Raw genomic sequence first — 20,570 nt, forward strand, 5'->3', positions numbered from 1 at the left:
GGGATGTCTCTCCGGTCCGGTTGAATTTGCAGCGATGCCTAAGCCCTAACGCGCCGCCACGCAAGCCTTCTGCGCTGCGGCGTGGGGTTTGCGCGGCTTGCGGGCCAGTGGATAGGCGGGCTAAATGATTTTGAAATAAAGGAGTTCTGCTGCGTGCCGATGGTGGATGTCAGCCCGATGTTTTTCGCCGTTGCGGTGCCTGCTGTGGTCTTTGCTGGGGTGTCCAAGGGCGGCTTTGGCTCGGGCGCGGCCTTTGCCGGAGCTTCGATTCTTGCGCTGATTGTCGAGCCGGGTCAGGCGCTTGCGCTGATGCTGCCGCTGTTGATGCTGATCGATGTGGCGTCTCTCAGACCCTATTGGCGGCGCTGGAATGGGCGCGATGGTCTGTTGCTGATCGCGGGCGGGTTGCCGGGGGTGGCGCTGGGGGCCTGGCTGTTCTCCGCAATCGAGGCCGATACCATGCGGCTGCTGATCGGCGGGCTGTCGATTGCCTTTGTGATCTGGCAATTGCGCGGCCGTATCGGGCTGGCCATGCGGGCGCAGCGCGATCTGCCGGGCTGGAGCGGGGTTCTGGCCGGGGGCGTTGCGGGCTTCACCAGCTTTGTCAGCCACGCAGGCGGGCCGCCCGCCGCGGTCTATCTCCTCAGCCGCCGCCCTACGAAAACCGAATATCAGGCAACCACGGTGCTGGTCTTCTGGGTGCTGAACATCGCCAAGGCCGTACCCTATGCCGGGCTGGGCCTGTTCAGCGCCGAGACGCTGAAACTCGATCTGATGCTGGCGCCCTTTGCCCTATTCGGGACATGGGCGGGGGTGCGGCTGCACCACAGCATTCCCGAAAGGGTATTCTTTGCCTTGGCCTATGTCCTGCTGACGGTGACGGGCGTCAAACTGATCTGGGACGGGCTGACCTGAGGGCTACGCCCTGCGCATCCCGGCCCATGTCAGCAGGCCGTATCAGGCGTCGTTGTCTGCGTTGGGCAGGGCTTCGGCAAGCGCCTCGTAGGATTGGCCCGAGGCCATCAGACAGGTCATGCCATTGGGCATCGTCACGGTGATGGTCCAGGTGCCGGATTCGGTCGAGGCAAAGGTCTCCATCACCACGCCCTGACCGCCAATGCCGATGCTTTGGCGGCTTTCGCCGTATTTCTCGGCCAGTCGTCCGACGACGACCTCGCGCGGGGCGCAGTTGCGGCCCTGGGCGAAGGATTGCGTTGCGGTCAGCACCAGGATGGCCAGACCTGCGGTTGTTTTGAACATCGTCTTCTTCATGGGTTTTACCCTTTCCCGAACGGCCTGACAGGGAAAGAGACAGCAACCTGCGCTCTTCCGAAGTCCCATGTGTGGGCCGGTGTGTGAGTGACGTAATCGTTATGCGGGCCTTTGGCCCAGGGGAGTGCTGCGGACCGCCGGGTCAGCAGGTTCAATGCAGGCCATTCCGGCCCCGTGCGGGCGGATCACAGTCGGACTGAAATGGGCTGGCCGTGATCACCTGCGCGATAGGTAAACTGTGCCAAGAAGGTGCTGATAACAGGTTAACCCTGTGCGCGCCCACGATTCGGCTGGAAATTCAAGGGCTTTGTTGCGCGGATTTTGTGCTTTCTGCACTGCGGCAGGATTTTTCTTGAAAGTATCTGGCCGAATCTATACCGGTTTGCGCAACAAAATAACTTGGAGAGATCAGATGGACCCGCGCACCCGCCCTTATCGTTCGGTTCTGTATATCCCCGGCTCAAAGCCGCGCGCGCTGGACAAGGCCCGCAACCTGCCGGTTGATGCGGTGATCTTTGACCTCGAGGACGCGGTTTCGGTCGAGGAAAAGGAAAACGCCCGCGACACGCTGGCTGCCGCGCTGGCCGAAGGGGGGTATGGCGCCCGGGTGCGGATCGTGCGGATCAACGGGCTGGACACCCAGTGGGGCCGCGCCGATGCCGAGGCGGCGGCAAAGATGGATTGCGATGCGATCCTGCTTCCCAAGGTTTCCTCGTCGGCTGATCTGGACGCGCTGGCCGAAATCACCGGTGACAAGCCGCTCTGGGCAATGATGGAAACCCCGCGCGGCATGCTGAATGCGGCGGAGATCGCAGCGCATCCCAAATTGCAGGGCATGGTGATGGGCACCAACGATTTGGCCAAGGAGTTGCAGACCCGGTTCCGCGCCGACCGCCTGCCGATGATGGCCGGGCTGGGCCTGTGCCTGCTCGCGGCCAAGGCCGAAGGTAGGATCATCGTCGATGGCGTCTACAATGCCTTCAAGGATGATGAGGGGCTGAAAGTTGAATGCGATCAGGGCCGCGACATGGGCTTTGACGGCAAGACGCTGATCCACCCGGCGCAGGTTGATGTGACCAACACCGCCTTTGCCCCGTCTGAGGCCGAGATTGATCTGGCCCGCCGCCAGATTGCCGCCTTTGAAGAGGTCGAAGCCTCGGGGCAGGGCGTGGCCGTGGTTGATGGCAAGATCGTCGAGAACCTGCACGTCGCGACGGCGCGGGAGATTCTTGCAAAAGCGGATGCAATCGCAGCCATTTCGGCCTAGGTGTGAATCAGTTTAACACCTAAATCGGAGACTGATATGGCACTTCTGGTCCTGGGCATCCTGCTTTGGTGGGGCGGGCATATGTTCAAACGCCTCGCCCCCGACGCGCGCGCCTCCCTTGGCGACAAAGGCAAGGGGATCACCGCATTGGCCATCGTGGCGGGCATTGTCCTGATGGTCATCGGCTATCGCGCTACAGATTTCATCTACGTCTGGGCGCCGCCGTCCTTCATGGTGCATATCAATAACCTGCTGGTGCTGATCGCCATCTATATGATGTCTCCGGCCCCGAAAAAGGGCGCGCTCTTGTCCGGTATGCGGCATCCGATGCTGACCGGCTTTGCGCTCTGGGCGATTGCACACCTTCTGGTCAATGGCGATCTCGCCTCGATCGTGCTGTTTGGCGGTATGCTGCTTTATGTGCCGGTGCAGATGATGCTGATCAACCGCGCCGAGCCGCAATGGACGCCCGGCCCCAAGGGCAGCATCGCCAAGGATGGCATGTTCTTTGTCGCCTCGATCGTGCTGCTCGCGGTGATCGGCTATATTCACGGGCTGATCGGCCCCACACCATTTCCGGGGTAACTGAGCCATGAAACTTTACCGCTTTCTGAGCGAAGACGACACTTCTGCCTTTTGTCACAAGGTGACCGATGCGCTGAACAAGGGATGGGAGCTGTATGGCTCCCCCACCCAGACCTTTGACCCGGTCAAAGGCATCATGCGTTGCGGCCAATCCGTGGTGAAAGAGGTGGAAGGCACTTACACACCTGACACAAAACTAGGAGAGCACTGATGGCCAAGACCACAGCTGCGAAAACCAATCCGGGGCGCTTTTTCGAAGACTATAAAGTGGGGGATGTGATCGCCCACGCGGTGCCGCGCACCGTTTCGGGGGGCGAACGGGCGCTGTATCACGCGCTCTATCCGGCGCGTCATGCGCTCTATTCCTCGGATGAATTTGCGCGCGGCTGTGGTCTGCCTGCAGCGCCGCTGGATGATCTGGCGGCCTTCCACATCGTATTCGGCAAGACGGTACCGGATATCTCGCTCAATGCAGTCGCGAACCTGGGCTATGCCGAGGGCCGCTGGCTCTTGCCGGTCTATGAGGGCGACACGCTGCGCTCGGAATCCGAGGTGATCGGGGTCAAGCAGAACTCCAACGGCAAATCGGGCGTGGTCTACGTGCGGACCCGCGGGCTGAACCAGAACGACGATGTCGTGATGGAATACGTGCGCTGGGTGATGGTGCGTAAGAAGGACCTTGATGCGCCCGCGCCCGAAACCGTGATCCCCGATCTGAGCAAAGTGATCCCGGCCTCGGATCTGAAGATCCCTGGTGGGCTTGATTTCAGCGACTACGATTTCACCCTGGCGGGTGAGGCGCATCGTTGGGGCGATTACGAGGTGGGCGAGACCATCGACCACGTCGATGGTGTGACGGTAGAAGAGGCCGAGCATATGCTGGCCACTCGCCTGTGGCAGAACACCGCCAAGGTGCATTTCGACGCCACCGCGCGGCCCGATGGTACCCGGCTGATCTATGGCGGTCATGTCATCTCCATGGCGCGGGCGCTGTCCTTCAACGGGTTGGCCAATGCGCAGATGATCGTCGGGCTCAACGGCGGTGCGCATGCGAACCCCTGTCTGTCCGGCACCACCATCCGCGCTTGGTCCGAGGTACTGGACAAGGCCGATACCGAGGCCCCCGGCGTCGGTGCCATCCGCCTGCGTCTGGTCGCTACCAGCGGCGGCGCCCCCTTCGCGCTGAAGGGCGAAGACGGCAAATACCTGCCCGAGGTCCTGCTGGATCTCGACTACTGGGCCCTGATGCCCAAGTAAGCTCAAAAGACCCGCCCCCGCTTGCGACCCGGCTGTTGCCCGGGACGGGGCGGGGGCCCTACACTTCTGACATCGAAATACGGATATATCGGCGGCTAGGCGGAGCCGAAGCGCCGCAGCCGTGATTCTGCGCAATTTTTGGGAAACCAAGATTTGTGATCACTTATCTGACCCGCGTGATCACAAAATCCGGCTTTTCTGCGATGCAGTACAAATATGACCCGATTTTTACCACTCGTTTGCGTGACAGCGCGCAAAAATCCGCTAAAACGTGAGCAGCTAACCGGAAAGGAGCCAACATGGCCGATGTAAATCGGGGCAATCGCCCGCTTTCGCCGCATCTGTCGATTTACCGCCCGCAGATCACCTCTGTCACCTCGATCCTCACGCGGATCACAGGCAACGCCCTGATCGTGACCGCATTGCTGGTTGTCTGGTGGTTCCTCGCTGCGGCGACCTCTGCTGAATATTTCGCAATCGCCAACGGAGTGCTGACCAGCTGGTTCGGCGATCTGGTCCTCAGCCTGTCGGTTCTGGGCATGTGGTATCACCTGCTGGCCGGTGTGCGTCACCTGCTCTGGGACAACGGCAAGATGATGGATCTGGAACCCGCGCAGAAACTAGGCTGGGTTGTCGTCATCGGGTCGGTCGTCCTGACCGCCATCACCCTGATCATCGTCTGACGCCAAGGGAGAGAGAAAGCTATGCGATATCTTACAGACCGCAAGCGCGCCATTGGCATGGGCGCCGCGAAATCCGGAACCGAGCATCACTGGTCGATGCAGGTCAGCTCGGTCGCGCTGCTGATCCTGGTGCCGCTGTTCATCTTCACCTTCGGCTGCACGCTGGGCGGATCCTACGAAGAGATCACCGCCTATTACGCGCGTCCTTTCCCGGCGATCATCGCCGCGCTGACCATCTGGGTCGGCATGATGCACTTTAAATCGGGTGCGCAGATCATGCTTGAGGATTACGTCCACGGCTTCAAGGGCCGCCTGGCGATCATCCTGATGACCTGCCTGTCCTACGCCGTCGCCGTGACCGGGGTTTACGCCCTCGTCCGTCTGGCCCTTTAATCCCCGAGGTTCCCAATGGCTGCTTACGAATACGAAACACATGACTATGACGTGGTCGTGGTGGGTGCCGGCGGCGCCGGTCTGCGCGCGACCCTCGGCATGGCCGAGCAGGGTCTGCGCACGGCCTGTGTGACCAAGGTTTTCCCGACCCGCTCCCACACGGTTGCGGCGCAAGGCGGTATCGCCGCCTCGCTGTCGAACATGGGCCCGGACCACTGGCAGTGGCACATGTATGACACCGTCAAGGGCTCGGACTGGCTGGGTGACACCGACGCGATGGAATACCTCGCCCGTGAAGCGCCCAAGGCGGTTTACGAGCTGGAACACTATGGCGTGCCCTTCTCGCGTACCGAAGAAGGCAAGATCTACCAGCGCCCGTTTGGTGGTCACACCACCGAATTCGGTGAAGGCCCCGCCGTGCAGCGGACCTGTGCCGCGGCTGACCGGACCGGTCACGCCATCCTGCACACGCTTTATGGTCAGAGCCTCAAGAACAATGCGGAGTTCTACATCGAGTATTTCGCCATCGACCTGATCATGTCCGAAGATGGGCAGTGCCAGGGCGTTGTTTGCTGGAAACTCGACGACGGCACCATGCATGTCTTCAACGCCAAGATGGTCGTTCTGGCGACCGGCGGTTATGGCCGTGCCTACTTCAGCGCCACCTCGGCCCACACCTGCACCGGTGACGGTGGCGGCATGGTGGCCCGTGCAGGTCTGCCGCTGCAGGACATGGAATTCGTGCAGTTCCACCCGACCGGCATTTACGGTTCCGGCTGCCTGATCACCGAAGGCGCGCGCGGCGAAGGTGGCTATCTCACCAACTCCGAAGGCGAACGGTTCATGGAGCGTTACGCGCCCCAGTACAAGGACCTTGCCCCGCGCGACTATGTCTCCCGCTCCATGACCATGGAGATCCGCGAAGGCCGCGGTGTGGGCGAACATGGTGATCACATTCACCTGAACCTGTCGCACCTGCCGCCCGAAGCCCTGGCCGAACGTCTGCCGGGCATCTCGGAAAGCGCCAAGATCTTTGCCGGTGTCGATGTCACCAAGGAGCCGATCCCGGTTCTGCCGACGGTGCACTACAACATGGGCGGCATTCCGACCAACTACTGGGGGGAAGTGCTGAACCCCACCGCCGAAGACCCCACCGCCGTGGTGCCGGGTCTGATGGCTGTTGGCGAAGCGGGCTGTGCCTCGGTGCACGGTGCCAACCGTCTTGGCTCCAACTCGCTGATCGACCTCGTCGTGTTCGGCCGCGCCGCTGCGATCCGCGCGGGCAAGGTGGTCGACGCAGACGCGCCGAACCCGGTGCTGAACCAGTCCCAGATCGACAAGGCCTTTGATCGGTTCGACGGGCTGCGCAACGCGAGTGGCGGTATCCCGACCGCGGATCTGCGTCTGGAAATGCAGCGCACCATGCAATCCGATGCGGCCGTGTTCCGTACCTCGGAAACCATGGCCGAAGGCGTTGAGAAGATGACTGCCATCGCTGCGAAACTGGGCGACCTCAAGGTTACCGACCGCTCGCTGGTCTGGAACTCTGACCTGATGGAAACGCTGGAGCTGACCAACCTGATGCCGAACGCGCTGGCCACCATTGTTGGCGCAGAGGCCCGCAAGGAAAGCCGCGGCGCCCACGCGCATGAGGACTTCACCACCCGTGACGACGAAAACTGGCGCGTCCACTCGGTTGCCCGCGTCGAAGGCAACTCGGTCGATCTCAGCTATCGTCCGGTGGTCGTGGATCCGCTCAGCACCGAAGCCGAGGGCGGCATCAGCCTCAAGCGGATCGCGCCCAAAGCGCGGACCTTCTGAGGCAGAGCACCCAATGCCTCTGGTCGCATATCCCTCGCTTCATGCAGCGCGTCCCCTTCCGGGGGGGCGCCTGCCTGCATGCGGGGCTGTGCACGCCTGTGATCCTGCCTGTGACGGGAGGGGCATCTGATGGCCTCTGTCGCATCGCAACCGGGCTTTGCATGGCAGCAGTTGGGGATTATCCCCGGCGTTGCCCTGCGCCTGTTCGGCATGCGCCGCTCGGGCAACCACGCCATCGTGGGGTGGATGCAGCGCAATGCGCCGGGCGGACGGTCGGTGTTCCTCAACAATTGCAAGCCGGGCAGCGATCCGTTCCGGGCCTTTCGCGGGATCGAAGTGGATGGGGCCCACGCGCCCCAGCACAAGGCGCTGCGTGATATGGCTTCGGTTGCAGGTACTGCAGGCAATGGCGCGCTTCTGGTGATGTCCTACGAGGATACCTCTCCGGCAGAATTCACTGGTGAGCGGCAGGTCTCTGGTCCCTTTGACGAGGGGCTCTTGACGCGCAACGTGGTGATCTATCGCAGTTTCCTCAACTGGTCTGCCTCGCTTCTGAAAAAGATGCAGGGCAATTCCGGTTACAGCCTGGTGCGGCGCAATGCGATCCTGCTGCGCGCGATGGACACCTATACCCGGCTGCTGGGACTTGTCGAACAGGCCCGCGATCTGGCGATCAGCTGCATCTCCTATGATCGTTGGTGCGGTGAGGACGCCTATCGCGCCGCGCTGCTGGCGGAGCTGGGTCTTGAGACCCGCGACAATACCCTTGGCTCCGTGCAGCGCTATGGCGGTGGCTCCTCTTTCCAGAAAGAGGCGCAGAGCGCCGAAGACCTGCAAACCGATCAACGCTGGCGCCAGATGGCCGGGGATGCGGAATATCAGGCGGTGCTGCACCTTGCGGCGCGCGATACTGCGCTGACTGACCGGCTGTCGCGCCTGTTCCCCGCAGATGCTGCCGTGCTGTCCGGCATCGCGGCCAAGGCACCGATGGCAAACGGAGGGCTGGCATGATGGCCCCCGCAGAGAACAACGCTGACGCCCTTTTGGGCGCAACACTCGCTTTCCGGCAGGGTCGCCCCGCGCCGGTTCATCCGATCTCCTGTCTGCAGGCACCGCTTTGGTCCCTGACGATGGGCGGCTAAGCAAGGAGACAGATCTATGGTCGAATTCGCACTTCCGAAAAACTCCAAGATCACCACGGGTAAGACGTGGCCCAAGCCTGAAGGCGCAACCAACGTTCGCAAGTTCCAGATCTATCGCTGGAACCCGGATGACGGCAAGAACCCGCAGGTCGACACCTATTTTCTGGACATGGACAAATGCGGTCCCATGGTTCTGGACGCGCTGATCAAGATCAAGAACGAGATCGATCCGACGCTGACCTTCCGCCGCTCCTGCCGCGAAGGCATCTGTGGCTCCTGCGCGATGAACATCGACGGGATCAACACCCTGGCCTGTATCTATGGCCTGGATGAGGTGAAGGGCGACGTGAAGATCTACCCGCTGCCGCATATGCCGGTGGTGAAGGACCTGATCCCCGATCTGACACATTTCTACGCCCAGCATGCCTCGATCATGCCGTGGCTGGAGACCAAGACCAACCGCCCGGCGAAAGAGTGGAAACAGTCCATCGAGGACCGCAAGAAGCTCGACGGTCTGTATGAATGCGTGATGTGCGCCTCCTGCTCCACCTCCTGCCCGAGCTACTGGTGGAACGGCGATCGCTATCTCGGCCCGGCCGCGCTGCTGCACGCCTACCGCTGGATCATCGACAGCCGCGATGAAGCCACTGGCGAGCGTCTGGATCAGCTGGAAGATCCGTTCAAGCTTTATCGCTGCCACAGCATCATGAACTGCGCCAAGACCTGCCCGAAGGGCCTGAACCCCGCCAAGGCGATTGCTCATATCAAGCAGATGATGGTCGAACGCGCCGTCTGATCCCAATAACGGTTTTGAAATCTGATCCGCCGCGACGAGTCCATCGTCGCGGCGGTTTCTTTTGGGCTGGGGGCGCCGCGCATCCTTGCCGCGCTTTGCCAAACCTGTCTAAGTCACCGGCATGGATCCTTTCATCTCTGCTCTTGTTCTGGCTGGTTTTGCCGGCTTGGCGCTACCGATTGGTGGTGTGCTGGCGTGGATCGAGAACATCCGCGATGCAGAGCTTCACAAAGCGGTGCTGTCCTGGGTTACCTCCTTTGGCGGTGGCGCCCTGCTGAGCGCGGTAGCGCTGGTGCTTATCCCCGAGGGAACAAGAATGCTGACGCCGATGGAGGCCCTGTTCTGGCTGGGGGCAGGCGGGCTCGCGTTCTACTGGATCGACAAGGGCATGTCCCGGGGGCAGGGCAGCCTGGCGCTGCTGTTTGCCATGCTGCTGGATTTCCTGCCTGAGGCGCTGGCCCTTGGCGCCATGCTGAGTGCGGAGGACGGCACCGCGCTGTTGCTGGCGCTGATGATCTTTTTGCAGAACGTGCCCGAAGGCTTTGCCGCATTCCGCGATATCTGGCGTTGCGACAGTCCTGCCTGGCACGTGCTGCTGCTGTTTGTCGGCCTGGCAGCCCTTGGACCGCTTTGTGCCGCAGTGGGGCTGATCTGGCTGGAACAGCAGTCGCATATCCTGGACGTGATCATGGTCTTTGCCTCGGGCGGGATCCTGTATCTGCTGTTTCAGGACATTGCTCCGAAAGTGCATGAGGCGGGCAGTTCGGCGCCGTCGCTGGGGGCCGTGGCAGGCTTTGCGCTTGGGCTGGCCGGGCATCTGCTGATCGGATGATGTGCGGGCTGTTCAGCGATGGCCCGTTTGTGGGGCGGCAGAGCTGCCGCTGCGCCAGGTCTTCTTGGGTCAAAGGTTTGTCATTTCTGCATGGCGACTTTGCTCAAAAGCGACCTGCTCACGCCTGCGTTCCTTGCATATGTTCTGGCCAAGGGAGGAAGCAGCCTGAACACAAGGACATGTTTCCATGGAAAATACCGTCGCACAGACCGCCAAACTGATCGAAGACAAAGCCGCCGCAGCGCTCAAGGATCTGGAGCAGGCATGGGCCTATTTCACCCCCGCTGCCCTGCCGCAGCCGCGTGAAGAGCAGCCGGTTGCCGCCTACGCGCCTTACTACGAGGCAGCCTGACCCGGGCACCTTGGCTGAGGCCGGATTGATAGGCCTGCAGGAGGGCGCTAGACAGCGCGTATGCCCATTCTTCTGCTGATCCTTCTCGCCGGTGTCTTTGCCTATTTCATTTGGCGCCATACCACGTCTTCGCTGACCCGCAACTGCCGCTGGCGCGCCGAGCGCAGCAAGGGCCAGTGGCGCTGCACCTTCTGCGGTGCGGTACAGCAGGGCGATGCGGCGCCGCGCCAATGCCTGAACCCGGCAAGACAGGGCAGGGGAGGGCGCTGATCGGGGCGCCGGGGGATCTCCCGCGCACGACACGGCAGCCGGAGGCTGCCTTTCGCCCTTGGGCGTAGCGCCGCGCGATGCGCGGCGCGGGACACGCGGCAGATGGCGTGTTTCTGACGCGAGGGTTGCACCCATAGGCTAGGCGCGGGCGTTGCCGATTCAGTGCAGCTATCGGGGCGCTGAAAAAATCCGCAGCCTCGTGCAGAAAACCACTTGAACGACTCAAAGGTTTGCCCGATATGCGCGCTTAAGACGCCAACGCACGCGCCTCTGTCGAAAGGGCTCAAAGCCCTAGGGTTACGTAGCGACGGTAACGTCTCTGATTGAAGTGAGCGGTCATAGATGGCCGGGTCTTTTGGAGATGACCATGAACGCAAACGTCACCGGGCAAATCGCCCGCGAATGTGAAGTCGTACCTGCAGCACGCCACATCGAGTATATCGCGAACACCGCTTTCGCACGTCCGACCCTTGTGATCGACGGCGCCGCAGTGTCGCGCCAGTATCAGGCGCTGGCAAATGGTCTGGGCCGGGCGCGCATCCACTATGCGGTCAAGGCCAACCCCGAAGCAGCCCTGCTGCGTCGCCTCGTGCGCTCGGGTTCCAACTTCGATGCGGCCAGCCGCGCCGAGATCGAGATGTGCCTGGCCGCCGGTGCCGCGCCGCATCAGATCACCTTTGGCAACACCATCAAACGCCCGGCTGACATCGCCTTTGCCCATGGCATTGGCATCCGTCATTTCGCTGTCGATGCGGTGGAGGAGCTGGAGAAACTGGCCGAACACGCCCCCGGCGCCCACGTCTGTGTGCGTCTGCTGGTCGATGCCACCGGTGCCGACTGGCCGCTCAGCCGCAAGTTCGGCTGCACCCCGGATATGGCGCTGGCGCTGATGGATCGTGCGCGCACGCTGGGCCTCGTGGCCGATGGTCTGTCCTTCCATGTCGGCTCGCAGACACGTGATCCGATGATGTGGGGGGCGACGCTGGATCAGGTCCACGTTGTCTGGCAGGCCGCAAAAGAGGCAGGCCATTCCATGCGCCTTCTGAACATCGGTGGCGGTTTTCCGGCGTCTTACGTCAATACCGTGATGGGGCCGAGTGACTATGCCCGCGCGGTGATGGCGCAGGTTGATGCACGTTTCCCCGATGCGTCCGAGGTGATGGCCGAGCCGGGCCGCGGTCTGGTGGCCGAGGCAGGCGCCATCGTAGCCGAGGTGCTGCTGGTGTCGAAAAAACACGACGAAGATCTGCACCGCTGGGTTTATCTGGATATCGGAAAGTTCTCGGGGCTGGCGGAAACCATGGATGAGGCGATCCGCTATCGCATCACCTCTGACCGCGATCATGAGAGCACTGGGCCTTGCGTTCTGGCGGGGCCCTCCTGCGACAGCGCGGATGTGCTTTATGAAAAGCAGCCCTACCAGCTGCCGCTTGGCCTCAAGGCAGGGGATCGCGTGGTGATCCATGCTTGTGGCGCCTATACCTCGACCTATGCCTCGGTCGGGTTCAATGGCTTCCCGCCGCTGGATGTGGTGGTGATCTGACGCCGGCGCGGGCCATGATCAGGGAAATTTGAAGGTCGCAAGGGCGTTCGGGGCTTGTACCCGGACGCCTTTGGTTTTTTGAATGCAGAGAACGACAACCGGACACCGCGCCCATCGTCGCAGATCGACCGCTTGTTCGGCCTTAGGCCGGACAGCCCCCGCCCGCCCCCAAGGCGGGGGCTTTGCCCCCACCACGGGCGAGGCCTGTCCTGCGCGCAATGGAAGAGGAGACACGGTACCCAGATACGAGGAGCCCTTGCGACCATGACCCATACCCATCATCCCGCCCCGGCAGACGCCGAGGCCCGCAAGGCCGTCAAACCGGTCATCTGCTATCCCAATGAAACACTGCCGGTGCCGGATCTACCGCTCTACCGGGCGGCGCGCGAGAGCGCGGAGAAGACCGGCGAGGTGCTGGTTCCGGCCCGCGATGCCGCTTGTTTCGAAGTGCCTGCCGGGCATTTCTTCCGCATCTCCTCGGTCGAGGGGCCGCAGGTGGGGGATCTCAACCTGTGGAACCGCAATGACTTGTCCGAGCGTTTCTATTCCGGCAAGAGCCGCGCCCTGCATGGCACCCACCTGACCAGCGGGGAGCGCATGTGGACCAGTTTCCCGTATCTGCGCCCAATGGCCACCATCACCGAGGATACGCTGGAGTGGTACGGCATGGATGCCTATGGCGGATCGGTGCACGATGTGATCGGCACCCGCTGTGATCCCTATACGGGCAATCTGCTGGCGGGCAGCCAGTACCACCATTGCTGCCACTCCAACCTGACCCGGGCGCTTGCCGATCATCTCGGCGTGAGCCTGGTGGAGGCGGAACCGCATGTGCATGATGTGCTGAACGTTTTCATGTGCACTGGCTTCACCCGCGATACCGGGCAGTATTTCATGAAGGCCAGCCCGGTCCGCCCCGGCGATTATCTGGAATTCTTTGCCGAGATCGATCTGCTGGGGGCGCTCAGCGCCTGCCCCGGCGGGGATTGCTCCTCCGAGCATTCCAGTGATACCGCTGCGTGCCATCCGCTGCTGGTAGAGGTTTTTGCCCCCGCTGCGGGCGCGTTGGAGGGATGGAGCAGCCCGCCGGTGAATGGCTACGACCGCAGCCACGGCCGCTAAAGCGGGCTCTCCCGCGCCTCTTTGCAGCCCTCTGCCAGGGTCATAATAGCCTTGGGCCCGGCAGCGCGCGTGCCGCGCGCTGCGCCATCGCCTGACGCAAGCGCATGAAAAAAGGCAGCGGAGGCGATCCGCTGCCTTTCTTATGTTCCTTAGAGATCGTGACCACGCCGGTCTCAGGCGAAGGCGGCTTCCAGCGCGATTTCCACCATATCGCCAAAGCTGCGCTCGCGCTGATCCGATGGCAGCGCTTCGCCGGTTTGCAGATGGTCCGACACCGTCAGCACCGCCAGCGCCCGGCAGCCATAGCGCGCCGCGAGGGTGTAGAGCTCGGCGGCTTCCATCTCGACGCCCAGAATGCCGTGACGCACCATCTGTTCATTGAGATCGGGCCGTTCGTCATAGAAGGTATCCGAAGAATAAATCCCGCCCACGTGGGTGGTGACATCACGCGCCTCGGCGGCCCGCGCAGCGGCCTGCAGCAGCGACCAGTCAGCGCAAGGGGCGAAATTGACCTCTTTGAAGATCGTGTCCGAGGGGGATCCGGCAGTGGTGGCCGTCATCGCGAGGATGACATCTCTCAGTCCAACCGTTTTCTGCATGCCACCACAGGAGCCGATACGGATCAGGGTTTTGGCGCCAAAATCCCGGATCAGCTCATTTGCGTAAATGGAAAGCGATGGCATTCCCATGCCGCTCCCCTGAATTGTCACCGGATTGCCGTTCCAGCTGCCGGTAAATCCCAGCATGCCCCGGACGTCATTTGCCAGACGGGCGTCCTGTAAAAAGGTTTCTGCCGCCCATTTCGCGCGATAAGGATCGCCGGGCATCAGAACCGTTTCGGCAATCTCGCCATTTTTGGCGCCAATATGGATTGTCACTGCGTTTCTCCAGTCCGGTCAGGATCAGATTTCCAGATCCGAGATATCCATTCCGGCGGTCAGGGCAGCATGCACCCAGTGCGGTTTACGGCCACGGCCGCTCCAGGTTTCTTCGGGATTGTTCGGATTGCGGTATTTGGCGGCCGCTTTTTGTTTTTTACCGCCGCCACGCTGGTTGCCACCGGTAATCTCTTCCAGAGCAAAACCGTATTTGGCAGCAGCGGCTTCGGCGGCTTTCAGGGCTTCCTGACGTTCGCGGATTTCTGCCGATTTAATTGCCGCATCAATTTGAGATTTCAGCTCAACAAGTTCGCTGCGCGACATGGAAGAAAGATCAATGCTCATTGTGATACTCCGGATCGTTAGGGCCACACCCGATTTTTCGTGCGGCCCTATATGACGATATTGACCCGGAAATATTAGCGGAATTTTCCCCATTTTGGGAAAAAAATCGTGATCAACCCATTAAGATGCAATCGCGGGTGGTTTTGCGAGGTCGACAATGTCGCTCATAATTGAATTTAGCTCGAAGTCTTTTGGCGTATAGACCCGCGCCACTCCCATTTTTTTCAACCGTTCGGCATCGTCATCGGGAATAATACCGCCGACAACCACCGGAATGTGATCCAGTCCGGCATCGCGCAACAGCTGCATCATGTCCTCGACCAGTGGCAGGTGGCTGCCGGACAGGATCGACAGGCCGATCACATGGGCGTCGTCCTTCTGAGCCTGAGCCACCAGTTCCTGCGGCGTCATGCGGATACCGTCATAGGTGATGTCCATGCCGCAGTCGCGGGCGCGGAAGGCGATCTGCTCGGCGCCGTTGGAGTGACCATCAAGGCCGGGTTTGCCGACCACGAACTTGAGCCGCCGTCCCAGCTGGTCGCTGACCGCGTTGACGGCATCGCGCAGGTCCTCAAGACCCTCGGTCTTGTTTGAGGGGGAACCGGAGACGCCGGTCGGGCCGCGATAGGTGCCATAGGCCTTGCGCATTTCCTCGGCCCATTCACCGGTGGTGACGCCTGCCTTGGCTGCCGCGATGGAGGGTTCCATGATGTTGCTGCCGTCCTTGGCCGCCTGACGCAGCGCGGCCAGCGCCTGCTCTACGGCGGCATTGTCGCGTTCGGCGCGCCAGGTGTTGAGGCGGGCGATCTGCTGCTGCTCTACGGCAGGATCGACGACCATGATGCCGCCATCTTCGGTCTGCAGCGGCGAGGGCTCGCCCTCGGTCCAGCGGTTGACGCCGACCACGACGGTCTCGTTGCGCTCGATCCGGTTCAGGCGTTCGGCGTTGGAATCCACCAGACGCGATTTCATGTATTCAATCGAGGCAACCGCCCCGCCCATGGAATCGAGGTTGGCCAGCTCGGCACGGGCGCCGTCCTTCAATTCCTCGACCTTGCGGTCTACCGCCGGGTTGCCGTCGAAAAGGTCCTCGTATTCCAGAAGGTCGGTCTCATAGGCCAGGATCTGCTGCATGCGCATCGACCACTGCTGATCCCAGGGGCGGGGCAGGCCCAACGCCTCGTTCCAGGCGGGCAGCTGCACGGCGCGGGCGCGGGCCTTTTTCGAGAGCGTCACCGCCAGCATTTCGATCAGGATACGGTAGACGTTGTTTTCCGGCTGCTGCTCGGTCAGGCCAAGGGAGTTCACCTGCACGCCATAGCGGAAGCGGCGGAACTTCGGGTTGTCGACGCCATAGCGCTTTTCGCAGATCTCGTCCCAGAGATCGACAAAGGCGCGCATCTTGCACATCTCGGTTACGAAACGGATGCCCGCGTTCACGAAGAACGAGATCCGTCCCACCAGCGCCGGGAAATCTTCGGGCGCGATACGCGGGCGCAGCTCGTCCAGAACCGCCTGTGCGGTGGCCAGCGCAAAGGCCAGCTCCTGCTCGGGCGTCGCGCCCGCCTCTTGCAGGTGGTAGGAGCAGACGTTCATCGGGTTCCACTTGGGCACATTGGTGTAGCAGTATTCAGCCACATCCGCGATCATCTTGAGGCTGGGTTTCGGCGGGCAGATATAGGTGCCGCGCGACAGGTATTCCTTGATCAGATCGTTTTGTACCGTGCCTTGCAGTTTGCTGATGTCAGCGCCCTGTTCCTCGGCCACGGCAATATAAAGCGACAACAGCCAGGGCGCGGTCGCGTTGATCGTCATCGAGGTATTCATCTGCTCCAGTGGGATTTGGTCGAAGAGAGTACGCATGTCGCCCAGGTGGCTGACCGGCACACCGACCTTGCCCACCTCGCCGCGCGCCAGGACGTGATCACTGTCATAGCCAGTCTGGGTCGGCAGGTCGAAGGCGACGGACAGGCCGGTCTGACCCTTGGCCAGGTTCGAGCGGTACAGCGCGTTGGAGGCCTCGGCGGTGGAGTGTCCGGCATAGGTCCGGATCAGCCAGGGACGATCGGCTTTGCGGTCATTCTGCGTCTGCGACATGGGCGGGCCTCGCGATTCTGTGGTGGGTAATTTTATTTCGCTGTGGCGATGTAAAGCGGAATAATAAACCCATGTCAATTCGCTGCGTTGCGGCGAACACCGCGTCAGGCGCTGATCCTGCGTTACAATTGCCCGTGCAGGCCTTTGCTGCCACAGTCGGGCCATGACGAGTACCGTAGAGCTTCCGCTTTGGCTGTTTGTGCTGATCCTGCTGTTTGCTGCGGTCACCTTTGCCTCGCATTTCCTGTTTCCATCCGTGCGCTGGTTCTTCCGGCGGCGGCTGGAACGGGCGGTGGCACGGCTCAACCAGCGGCTGGAGCGCCCGATCGAGCCATTCCGGCTGGCGCGGCGCTATGACATGATCCAGCGGCTGATCTATGATCCGCAGGTGGCGCAGGCGGTGGCCGATCACGCGGCGGCGGAAGGCATTCCCGACAACGTCGCCTTTGAAGAGGCGCGGCGCTATGCGCGCGAGATCGTGCCCTCCTTTTCCGCCTTCACCTATTTCAGCTTTGCCATTCGCGTCACGCGCTGGCTGTCCAATGCGATCTACCGGGTGCGTCTGGGCCATCAGGACGAAGAGGCACTGCGCCGCATCGACCCGGAGGCGACGCTGGTTTTCGTGATGAACCACCGCAGCAATATGGATTACGTGCTGATCACCTATCTGGCAGCGCGGCGCTCGGCCCTGTCTTATGCGGTGGGGGAGTGGGCGCGGGTCTGGCCGCTGTCGCGGTTGATCCGGGCCATGGGGGCCTATTTCATCCGTCGCAAATCCCGCAATGAACTCTATCGCCGGGTGCTGGCCACCTATGTGCGCCTTGCCACGCAGGGCGGGGCTACGCAGGCGATGTTCCCCGAAGGGGGGCTTAGCCTGGACGGCGCGCTGGCGCCGCCGCGTCTTGGGCTGCTGAAATACATTGTCGACGCGCGGGACCCGGCCGGGGCGGGGCGGGATGTGGTCTTTGTGCCGGTGGGGCTGAATTACGACTGGGTGCTGGAGGACAAGATCCTGACCTCGGCCGGGCGCGCCGGAGAGCGCCGGTTCCGCGCCCGTATCGGCGTGGTGATGGCGCGGATGCTGCGGCAGCTGTGGCTGTGGATGACCGGTCGCTATCACCGGTTCGGCTATGCTGCGGTGAACTTTGGCCGCCCTTTGAGCCTTGCGGAATTCACCGCCGCGCAGCAGGCTGCCGATCCTTCTGGGCCGGTCACGGCGTCAGATCTACCCGAACCCCTGTCGCAGGAGCTGATGGAGCGGATCGGTGATATTGTACCGGTACTGCCGGTACCCGCGGTCTGCTGGTTGCTGCTGTCCGAAGGCGCAATGACGCGCAGCGCGCTGGAACAGCGGCTTGCGGCGCTGCTGGAGCGGATGCCACTCTCCCATATTCATCTGCCCCGCGACAGCCGGTCCTATGCGGTTGAAACAGCGCTGCGGATCCTGGTGCGGCGCGGCATCCTGCGCTCCGAACACGGGCGTTACGTGCCGGTGCCCGCCAAACGGGACCTGCTGACCTACTATGCCAACTCCATTCGTCACCTGCTGCCTGCAGCGGCCCTGCCTACGGATGCTGCAGACGCCAAGGAAATTTCTGCGTCTGCGAGGTCATAAAATTACAAAACAACCTCAAATGGGGTTGCATTATTACCTTGCCGTTTTTATTCCCTAGGTAGACCCGCGATTCTGCATTGCGGCAAAACCGTTTTAACGAAGGAGGCCATCATGGCTCTGGACACGCAGACCGACGTTCTGTCCTACGAGGCGCCCGAGAAGGATCTCTATGAGATGGGCGAAATCCCTCCGATGGGTTACGTCCCCAAGAAGATGTACGCCTGGACCATCCGCAAGGAGCGCCACGGTGAGCCGAACACTGCCATGGTCGAGGAAGTGGTGGATGTGCCCGAGCTGGACAGCCACGAGGTGCTGGTCCTGGTGATGGCCGCCGGCGTCAACTACAATGGTGTCTGGGCCGCGCTGGGCAAGCCGATCTCGCCCTTTGACGGTCACAAGGCGCCCTATCACATCGCCGGCTCCGATGCCGCGGGTATCGTCTGGGCGGTTGGATCCAAGGTGAAGCGCTGGAAAGTCGGCGACGAGGTCGTGGTGCATTGCAACCAGGACGACGGCGACGACGAGGAATGCAACGGTGGCGACCCGATGTATTCGCCGAGCCAGCGTATCTGGGGCTATGAAACTCCCGATGGCTCCTTTGCTCAGTTCACCAATGTGCAGGCCCAGCAGCTGATGCCGCGCCCCAAGCATCTGACCTGGGAAGAAAGCGCCTGCTACACGCTGACGCTGGCCACCGCCTACCGCATGCTGTTCGGCCACGAGCCGCACGACCTGAAGCCGGGCCAGAACGTTCTGGTCTGGGGCGCGTCGGGTGGTCTTGGCTCCTACGCGATCCAGCTGATCAACACCGCCGGCGCCAACGCCATCGGCGTGATCTCGGACGAGAGCAAGCGGGAGTTCGTCATGGGCCTGGGTGCCAAGGGCGTTCTGAACCGCAAGGACTTCAACTGCTGGGGCCAGATGCCGACGGTCAACACCCCGGAATATGCCGCCTGGTTCAAGGAAGCGCGCAAGTTCGGCGCCGCGATCTGGGAAATCACCGGCAAGGGCGTGAACGTCGACATGGTGTTCGAACACCCCGGTGAGGCGACCTTCCCGGTCTCCACCTTTGTCTGCAAAAAAGGCGGCATGGTGGTGATCTGTGCAGGTACCACCGGTTATAACCTGACGCTCGATGTGCGCTACATGTGGATGCACCAGAAGCGCCTGCAGGGCAGCCACTTTGCCCACCTGAAACAGGCGTCTTCCGCGAACAAGCTCATGCTGGAGCGTCGTCTTGATCCCTGCATGTCCGAAGTGTTCACCTGGAACGACCTGCCTGAGGCGCACATGAAGATGCTGCGCAACGAACATCTGCCCGGCAATATGTCGGTTCTGGTGCAGGCGCCCAAGACCGGTCTTCGCACCCTTGAGGACGTTCTCGAAGCGGGCAAATAATCCCGCCCTGCCGGGTTTCTATTGCTGAAAATCAGAAGAGCGAATCATTTCAAGTGGTTCGCTCTTTTTTGTTTTCTGAATCTTAAAATATAACAATTTCAGAATGTTACTCTGGGCTTTCCTCACCATTTCTGGGGAAGGAAAATCTGCGAATATACGAAAAATTCTCGCAAAATTAGGCTGTCCTTGGGTGACATAGGCTCAAGGGGGGGCCGATATGGCAAAAAATGAATGGATTCTGGACGTTCTCGTTGACCTCAGAGAGGTTGCCGCTGCAAAAGGTCTGGGGAGGCTAGGCGACCAGCTCGATATCGCGCTGGATATTGCTTATGCAGAGATCACGCCTCAGCTTGATGACAACGGTACGCGATCCTATGGGGAAAACGGTAGATCTGGACGGCATCCTGGAGGACTTGGATGCCACCACGACACTTGAGGGTCTGCAAAAGATCACCGAGCGCGTCCGGGATGCCTTTGAGATCGATCATATCGTCTATCACTGGGTCGATAGCGCAGGCGAGCAATACGGCTGTGGCACCTATGATGATGTCTGGGTCCAGCGCTATCTGGAGCAGGGCTATCTGCGGACCGATCCGGTCATCATTGGTTGTTATCAGCGGTTTCATCCGGTCGATTGGAAGCGGCTCGAATGGTCCACCAAATCGGCGCGTATTTTTCTGAAAGACGCGCTGGCGCATGGGGTCGGCAATCAGGGTTATTCAATTCCGATTCGCGGTCCCAACGGGCAATTCGCGCTCTTTACCGTCAATCACAATTGCTCAGATGAGGACTGGGAAGAATTCACCGAAGCCCACAGCCGCGAACTGATTCTTATGGCGAGACTGTGCCGAATTTTGTGCCTGACGTGTTTTGTTAGGCCATCGGGAAGCGGTCTTCGAACA

22 protein-coding genes are annotated in these 20,570 nt (G+C 61.4%); 18 read left to right on the plus strand and 4 right to left on the minus strand.

Annotated elements, in window-relative coordinates; translation table 11 throughout:
* Nucleotides 1-159 precede the first annotated feature (159 nt).
* On the plus strand, nucleotides 160-915 hold the full coding sequence (locus tag C6W91_RS07350; RefSeq protein WP_274827835.1) for a sulfite exporter TauE/SafE family protein: 756 nt from the start codon (nucleotides 160-162) through the stop codon (nucleotides 913-915).
* Nucleotides 916-957: 42 nt separating this feature from the next.
* On the opposite strand, the gene C6W91_RS07355 is transcribed toward C6W91_RS07350, so the two are convergent.
* Nucleotides 958-1,272 carry a hypothetical protein gene (locus tag C6W91_RS07355; RefSeq protein WP_065272514.1) on the minus strand — a complete coding sequence of 105 codons (315 nt, stop codon included), beginning with the start codon at nucleotides 1,270-1,272 and terminating at the stop codon, nucleotides 958-960.
* 412 nt (nucleotides 1,273-1,684) lie between these two features.
* On the opposite strand from C6W91_RS07355, the gene C6W91_RS07360 reads away from it, so the two are divergent.
* From C6W91_RS07360 to C6W91_RS07425, 14 genes are all read left to right on the plus strand, one after another.
* On the plus strand, nucleotides 1,685-2,539 hold the full coding sequence (locus C6W91_RS07360) for a CoA ester lyase (RefSeq protein WP_370570640.1): 855 nt from the start codon (nucleotides 1,685-1,687) through the stop codon (nucleotides 2,537-2,539).
* Between the two features lie 36 nt (nucleotides 2,540-2,575).
* The gene (locus C6W91_RS07365) at nucleotides 2,576-3,124 is read left to right on the plus strand and encodes an NnrU family protein (protein WP_065272516.1); all 549 of its coding nucleotides are present in this window, start codon (nucleotides 2,576-2,578) and stop codon (nucleotides 3,122-3,124) included.
* A 7-nt stretch (nucleotides 3,125-3,131) separates the two neighbouring features.
* Nucleotides 3,132-3,335 carry a DUF1737 domain-containing protein gene (locus tag C6W91_RS07370; RefSeq protein ID WP_065272517.1) on the plus strand — a complete coding sequence of 68 codons (204 nt, stop codon included), beginning with the start codon at nucleotides 3,132-3,134 and terminating at the stop codon, nucleotides 3,333-3,335.
* Nucleotides 3,335-4,381, plus strand: coding sequence for a MaoC family dehydratase (locus C6W91_RS07375; protein WP_370570641.1), 1,047 nt, complete (start codon nucleotides 3,335-3,337; stop codon nucleotides 4,379-4,381). Before C6W91_RS07370 ends, C6W91_RS07375 begins: the two co-directional genes overlap by 1 nt.
* Nucleotides 4,382-4,680: 299 nt before the next feature.
* Nucleotides 4,681-5,064 (plus strand): succinate dehydrogenase, cytochrome b556 subunit, encoded by a 384-nt coding sequence (sdhC, locus tag C6W91_RS07380; RefSeq protein ID WP_065272519.1) that lies wholly within the window; start codon nucleotides 4,681-4,683, stop codon nucleotides 5,062-5,064.
* 21 nt (nucleotides 5,065-5,085) lie between these two features.
* The gene (gene sdhD, locus C6W91_RS07385; RefSeq protein ID WP_370570642.1) at nucleotides 5,086-5,457 is read left to right on the plus strand and encodes a succinate dehydrogenase, hydrophobic membrane anchor protein; all 372 of its coding nucleotides are present in this window, start codon (nucleotides 5,086-5,088) and stop codon (nucleotides 5,455-5,457) included.
* Nucleotides 5,458-5,472: 15 nt separating this feature from the next.
* Complete coding sequence (sdhA, locus tag C6W91_RS07390) at nucleotides 5,473-7,278, plus strand: succinate dehydrogenase flavoprotein subunit (protein ID WP_065272521.1); 1,806 nt, start codon at nucleotides 5,473-5,475, stop codon at nucleotides 7,276-7,278.
* Nucleotides 7,279-7,407: 129 nt separating this feature from the next.
* A complete protein-coding gene (locus tag C6W91_RS07395; RefSeq protein ID WP_370570643.1) occupies nucleotides 7,408-8,289 on the plus strand; it encodes a hypothetical protein in 882 nt (293 codons plus the stop codon).
* A gap of 147 nt (nucleotides 8,290-8,436) precedes the next feature.
* Nucleotides 8,437-9,216 carry a succinate dehydrogenase iron-sulfur subunit gene (locus tag C6W91_RS07400; protein WP_065272523.1) on the plus strand — a complete coding sequence of 260 codons (780 nt, stop codon included), beginning with the start codon at nucleotides 8,437-8,439 and terminating at the stop codon, nucleotides 9,214-9,216.
* Between the two features lie 121 nt (nucleotides 9,217-9,337).
* Complete coding sequence (locus C6W91_RS07405; protein WP_065272524.1) at nucleotides 9,338-10,048, plus strand: ZIP family metal transporter; 711 nt, start codon at nucleotides 9,338-9,340, stop codon at nucleotides 10,046-10,048.
* Between the two features lie 187 nt (nucleotides 10,049-10,235).
* A complete protein-coding gene (locus tag C6W91_RS07410; RefSeq protein WP_156767923.1) occupies nucleotides 10,236-10,400 on the plus strand; it encodes a hypothetical protein in 165 nt (54 codons plus the stop codon).
* Nucleotides 10,401-10,460: 60 nt separating this feature from the next.
* On the plus strand, nucleotides 10,461-10,670 hold the full coding sequence (locus C6W91_RS07415; protein WP_370570644.1) for a hypothetical protein: 210 nt from the start codon (nucleotides 10,461-10,463) through the stop codon (nucleotides 10,668-10,670).
* A gap of 361 nt (nucleotides 10,671-11,031) precedes the next feature.
* Entirely contained in the window at nucleotides 11,032-12,213 is a 1,182-nt protein-coding gene (locus C6W91_RS07420) for a type III PLP-dependent enzyme (protein ID WP_370570645.1), read from the plus strand.
* A 264-nt stretch (nucleotides 12,214-12,477) separates the two neighbouring features.
* Nucleotides 12,478-13,335, plus strand: a complete 858-nt coding sequence (locus C6W91_RS07425; protein WP_274831411.1) for a DUF1989 domain-containing protein — start codon at nucleotides 12,478-12,480, stop codon at nucleotides 13,333-13,335.
* 173 nt (nucleotides 13,336-13,508) lie between these two features.
* Here C6W91_RS07425 and deoD read toward each other — a convergent pair whose 3' ends face one another.
* The 3 genes from deoD to C6W91_RS07440 form a co-directional block, all read right to left on the minus strand.
* Nucleotides 13,509-14,213 (minus strand): purine-nucleoside phosphorylase, encoded by a 705-nt coding sequence (gene deoD, locus C6W91_RS07430; RefSeq protein ID WP_370570646.1) that lies wholly within the window; start codon nucleotides 14,211-14,213, stop codon nucleotides 13,509-13,511.
* A gap of 24 nt (nucleotides 14,214-14,237) precedes the next feature.
* Nucleotides 14,238-14,558 (minus strand): H-NS family nucleoid-associated regulatory protein, encoded by a 321-nt coding sequence (locus C6W91_RS07435; RefSeq protein ID WP_065272529.1) that lies wholly within the window; start codon nucleotides 14,556-14,558, stop codon nucleotides 14,238-14,240.
* A gap of 120 nt (nucleotides 14,559-14,678) precedes the next feature.
* Nucleotides 14,679-16,655: a protein meaA gene (locus C6W91_RS07440; protein WP_065272530.1), complete on the minus strand. Its 1,977-nt coding sequence runs from the start codon at nucleotides 16,653-16,655 to the stop codon at nucleotides 14,679-14,681.
* A 163-nt stretch (nucleotides 16,656-16,818) separates the two neighbouring features.
* Here C6W91_RS07440 and C6W91_RS07445 point away from each other — a divergent pair, with 163 nt between their 5' ends.
* The 3 genes from C6W91_RS07445 to C6W91_RS07455 form a co-directional block, all read left to right on the plus strand.
* Nucleotides 16,819-18,270 (plus strand): 1-acyl-sn-glycerol-3-phosphate acyltransferase, encoded by a 1,452-nt coding sequence (locus C6W91_RS07445; RefSeq protein WP_274831409.1) that lies wholly within the window; start codon nucleotides 16,819-16,821, stop codon nucleotides 18,268-18,270.
* A gap of 111 nt (nucleotides 18,271-18,381) precedes the next feature.
* Nucleotides 18,382-19,668: a crotonyl-CoA carboxylase/reductase gene (gene ccrA / locus C6W91_RS07450; protein ID WP_065272532.1), complete on the plus strand. Its 1,287-nt coding sequence runs from the start codon at nucleotides 18,382-18,384 to the stop codon at nucleotides 19,666-19,668.
* Nucleotides 19,669-20,042: 374 nt separating this feature from the next.
* The coding region (locus C6W91_RS07455) for an autoinducer binding domain-containing protein (protein WP_370570648.1) at nucleotides 20,043-20,570 on the plus strand (528 nt) is incomplete at its 3' end.

Source organism: Phaeobacter sp. SYSU ZJ3003 (assembly GCF_041300735.1).
GTDB classification, from domain to species: domain Bacteria; phylum Pseudomonadota; class Alphaproteobacteria; order Rhodobacterales; family Rhodobacteraceae; genus Phycobacter; species Phycobacter gallaeciensis_A.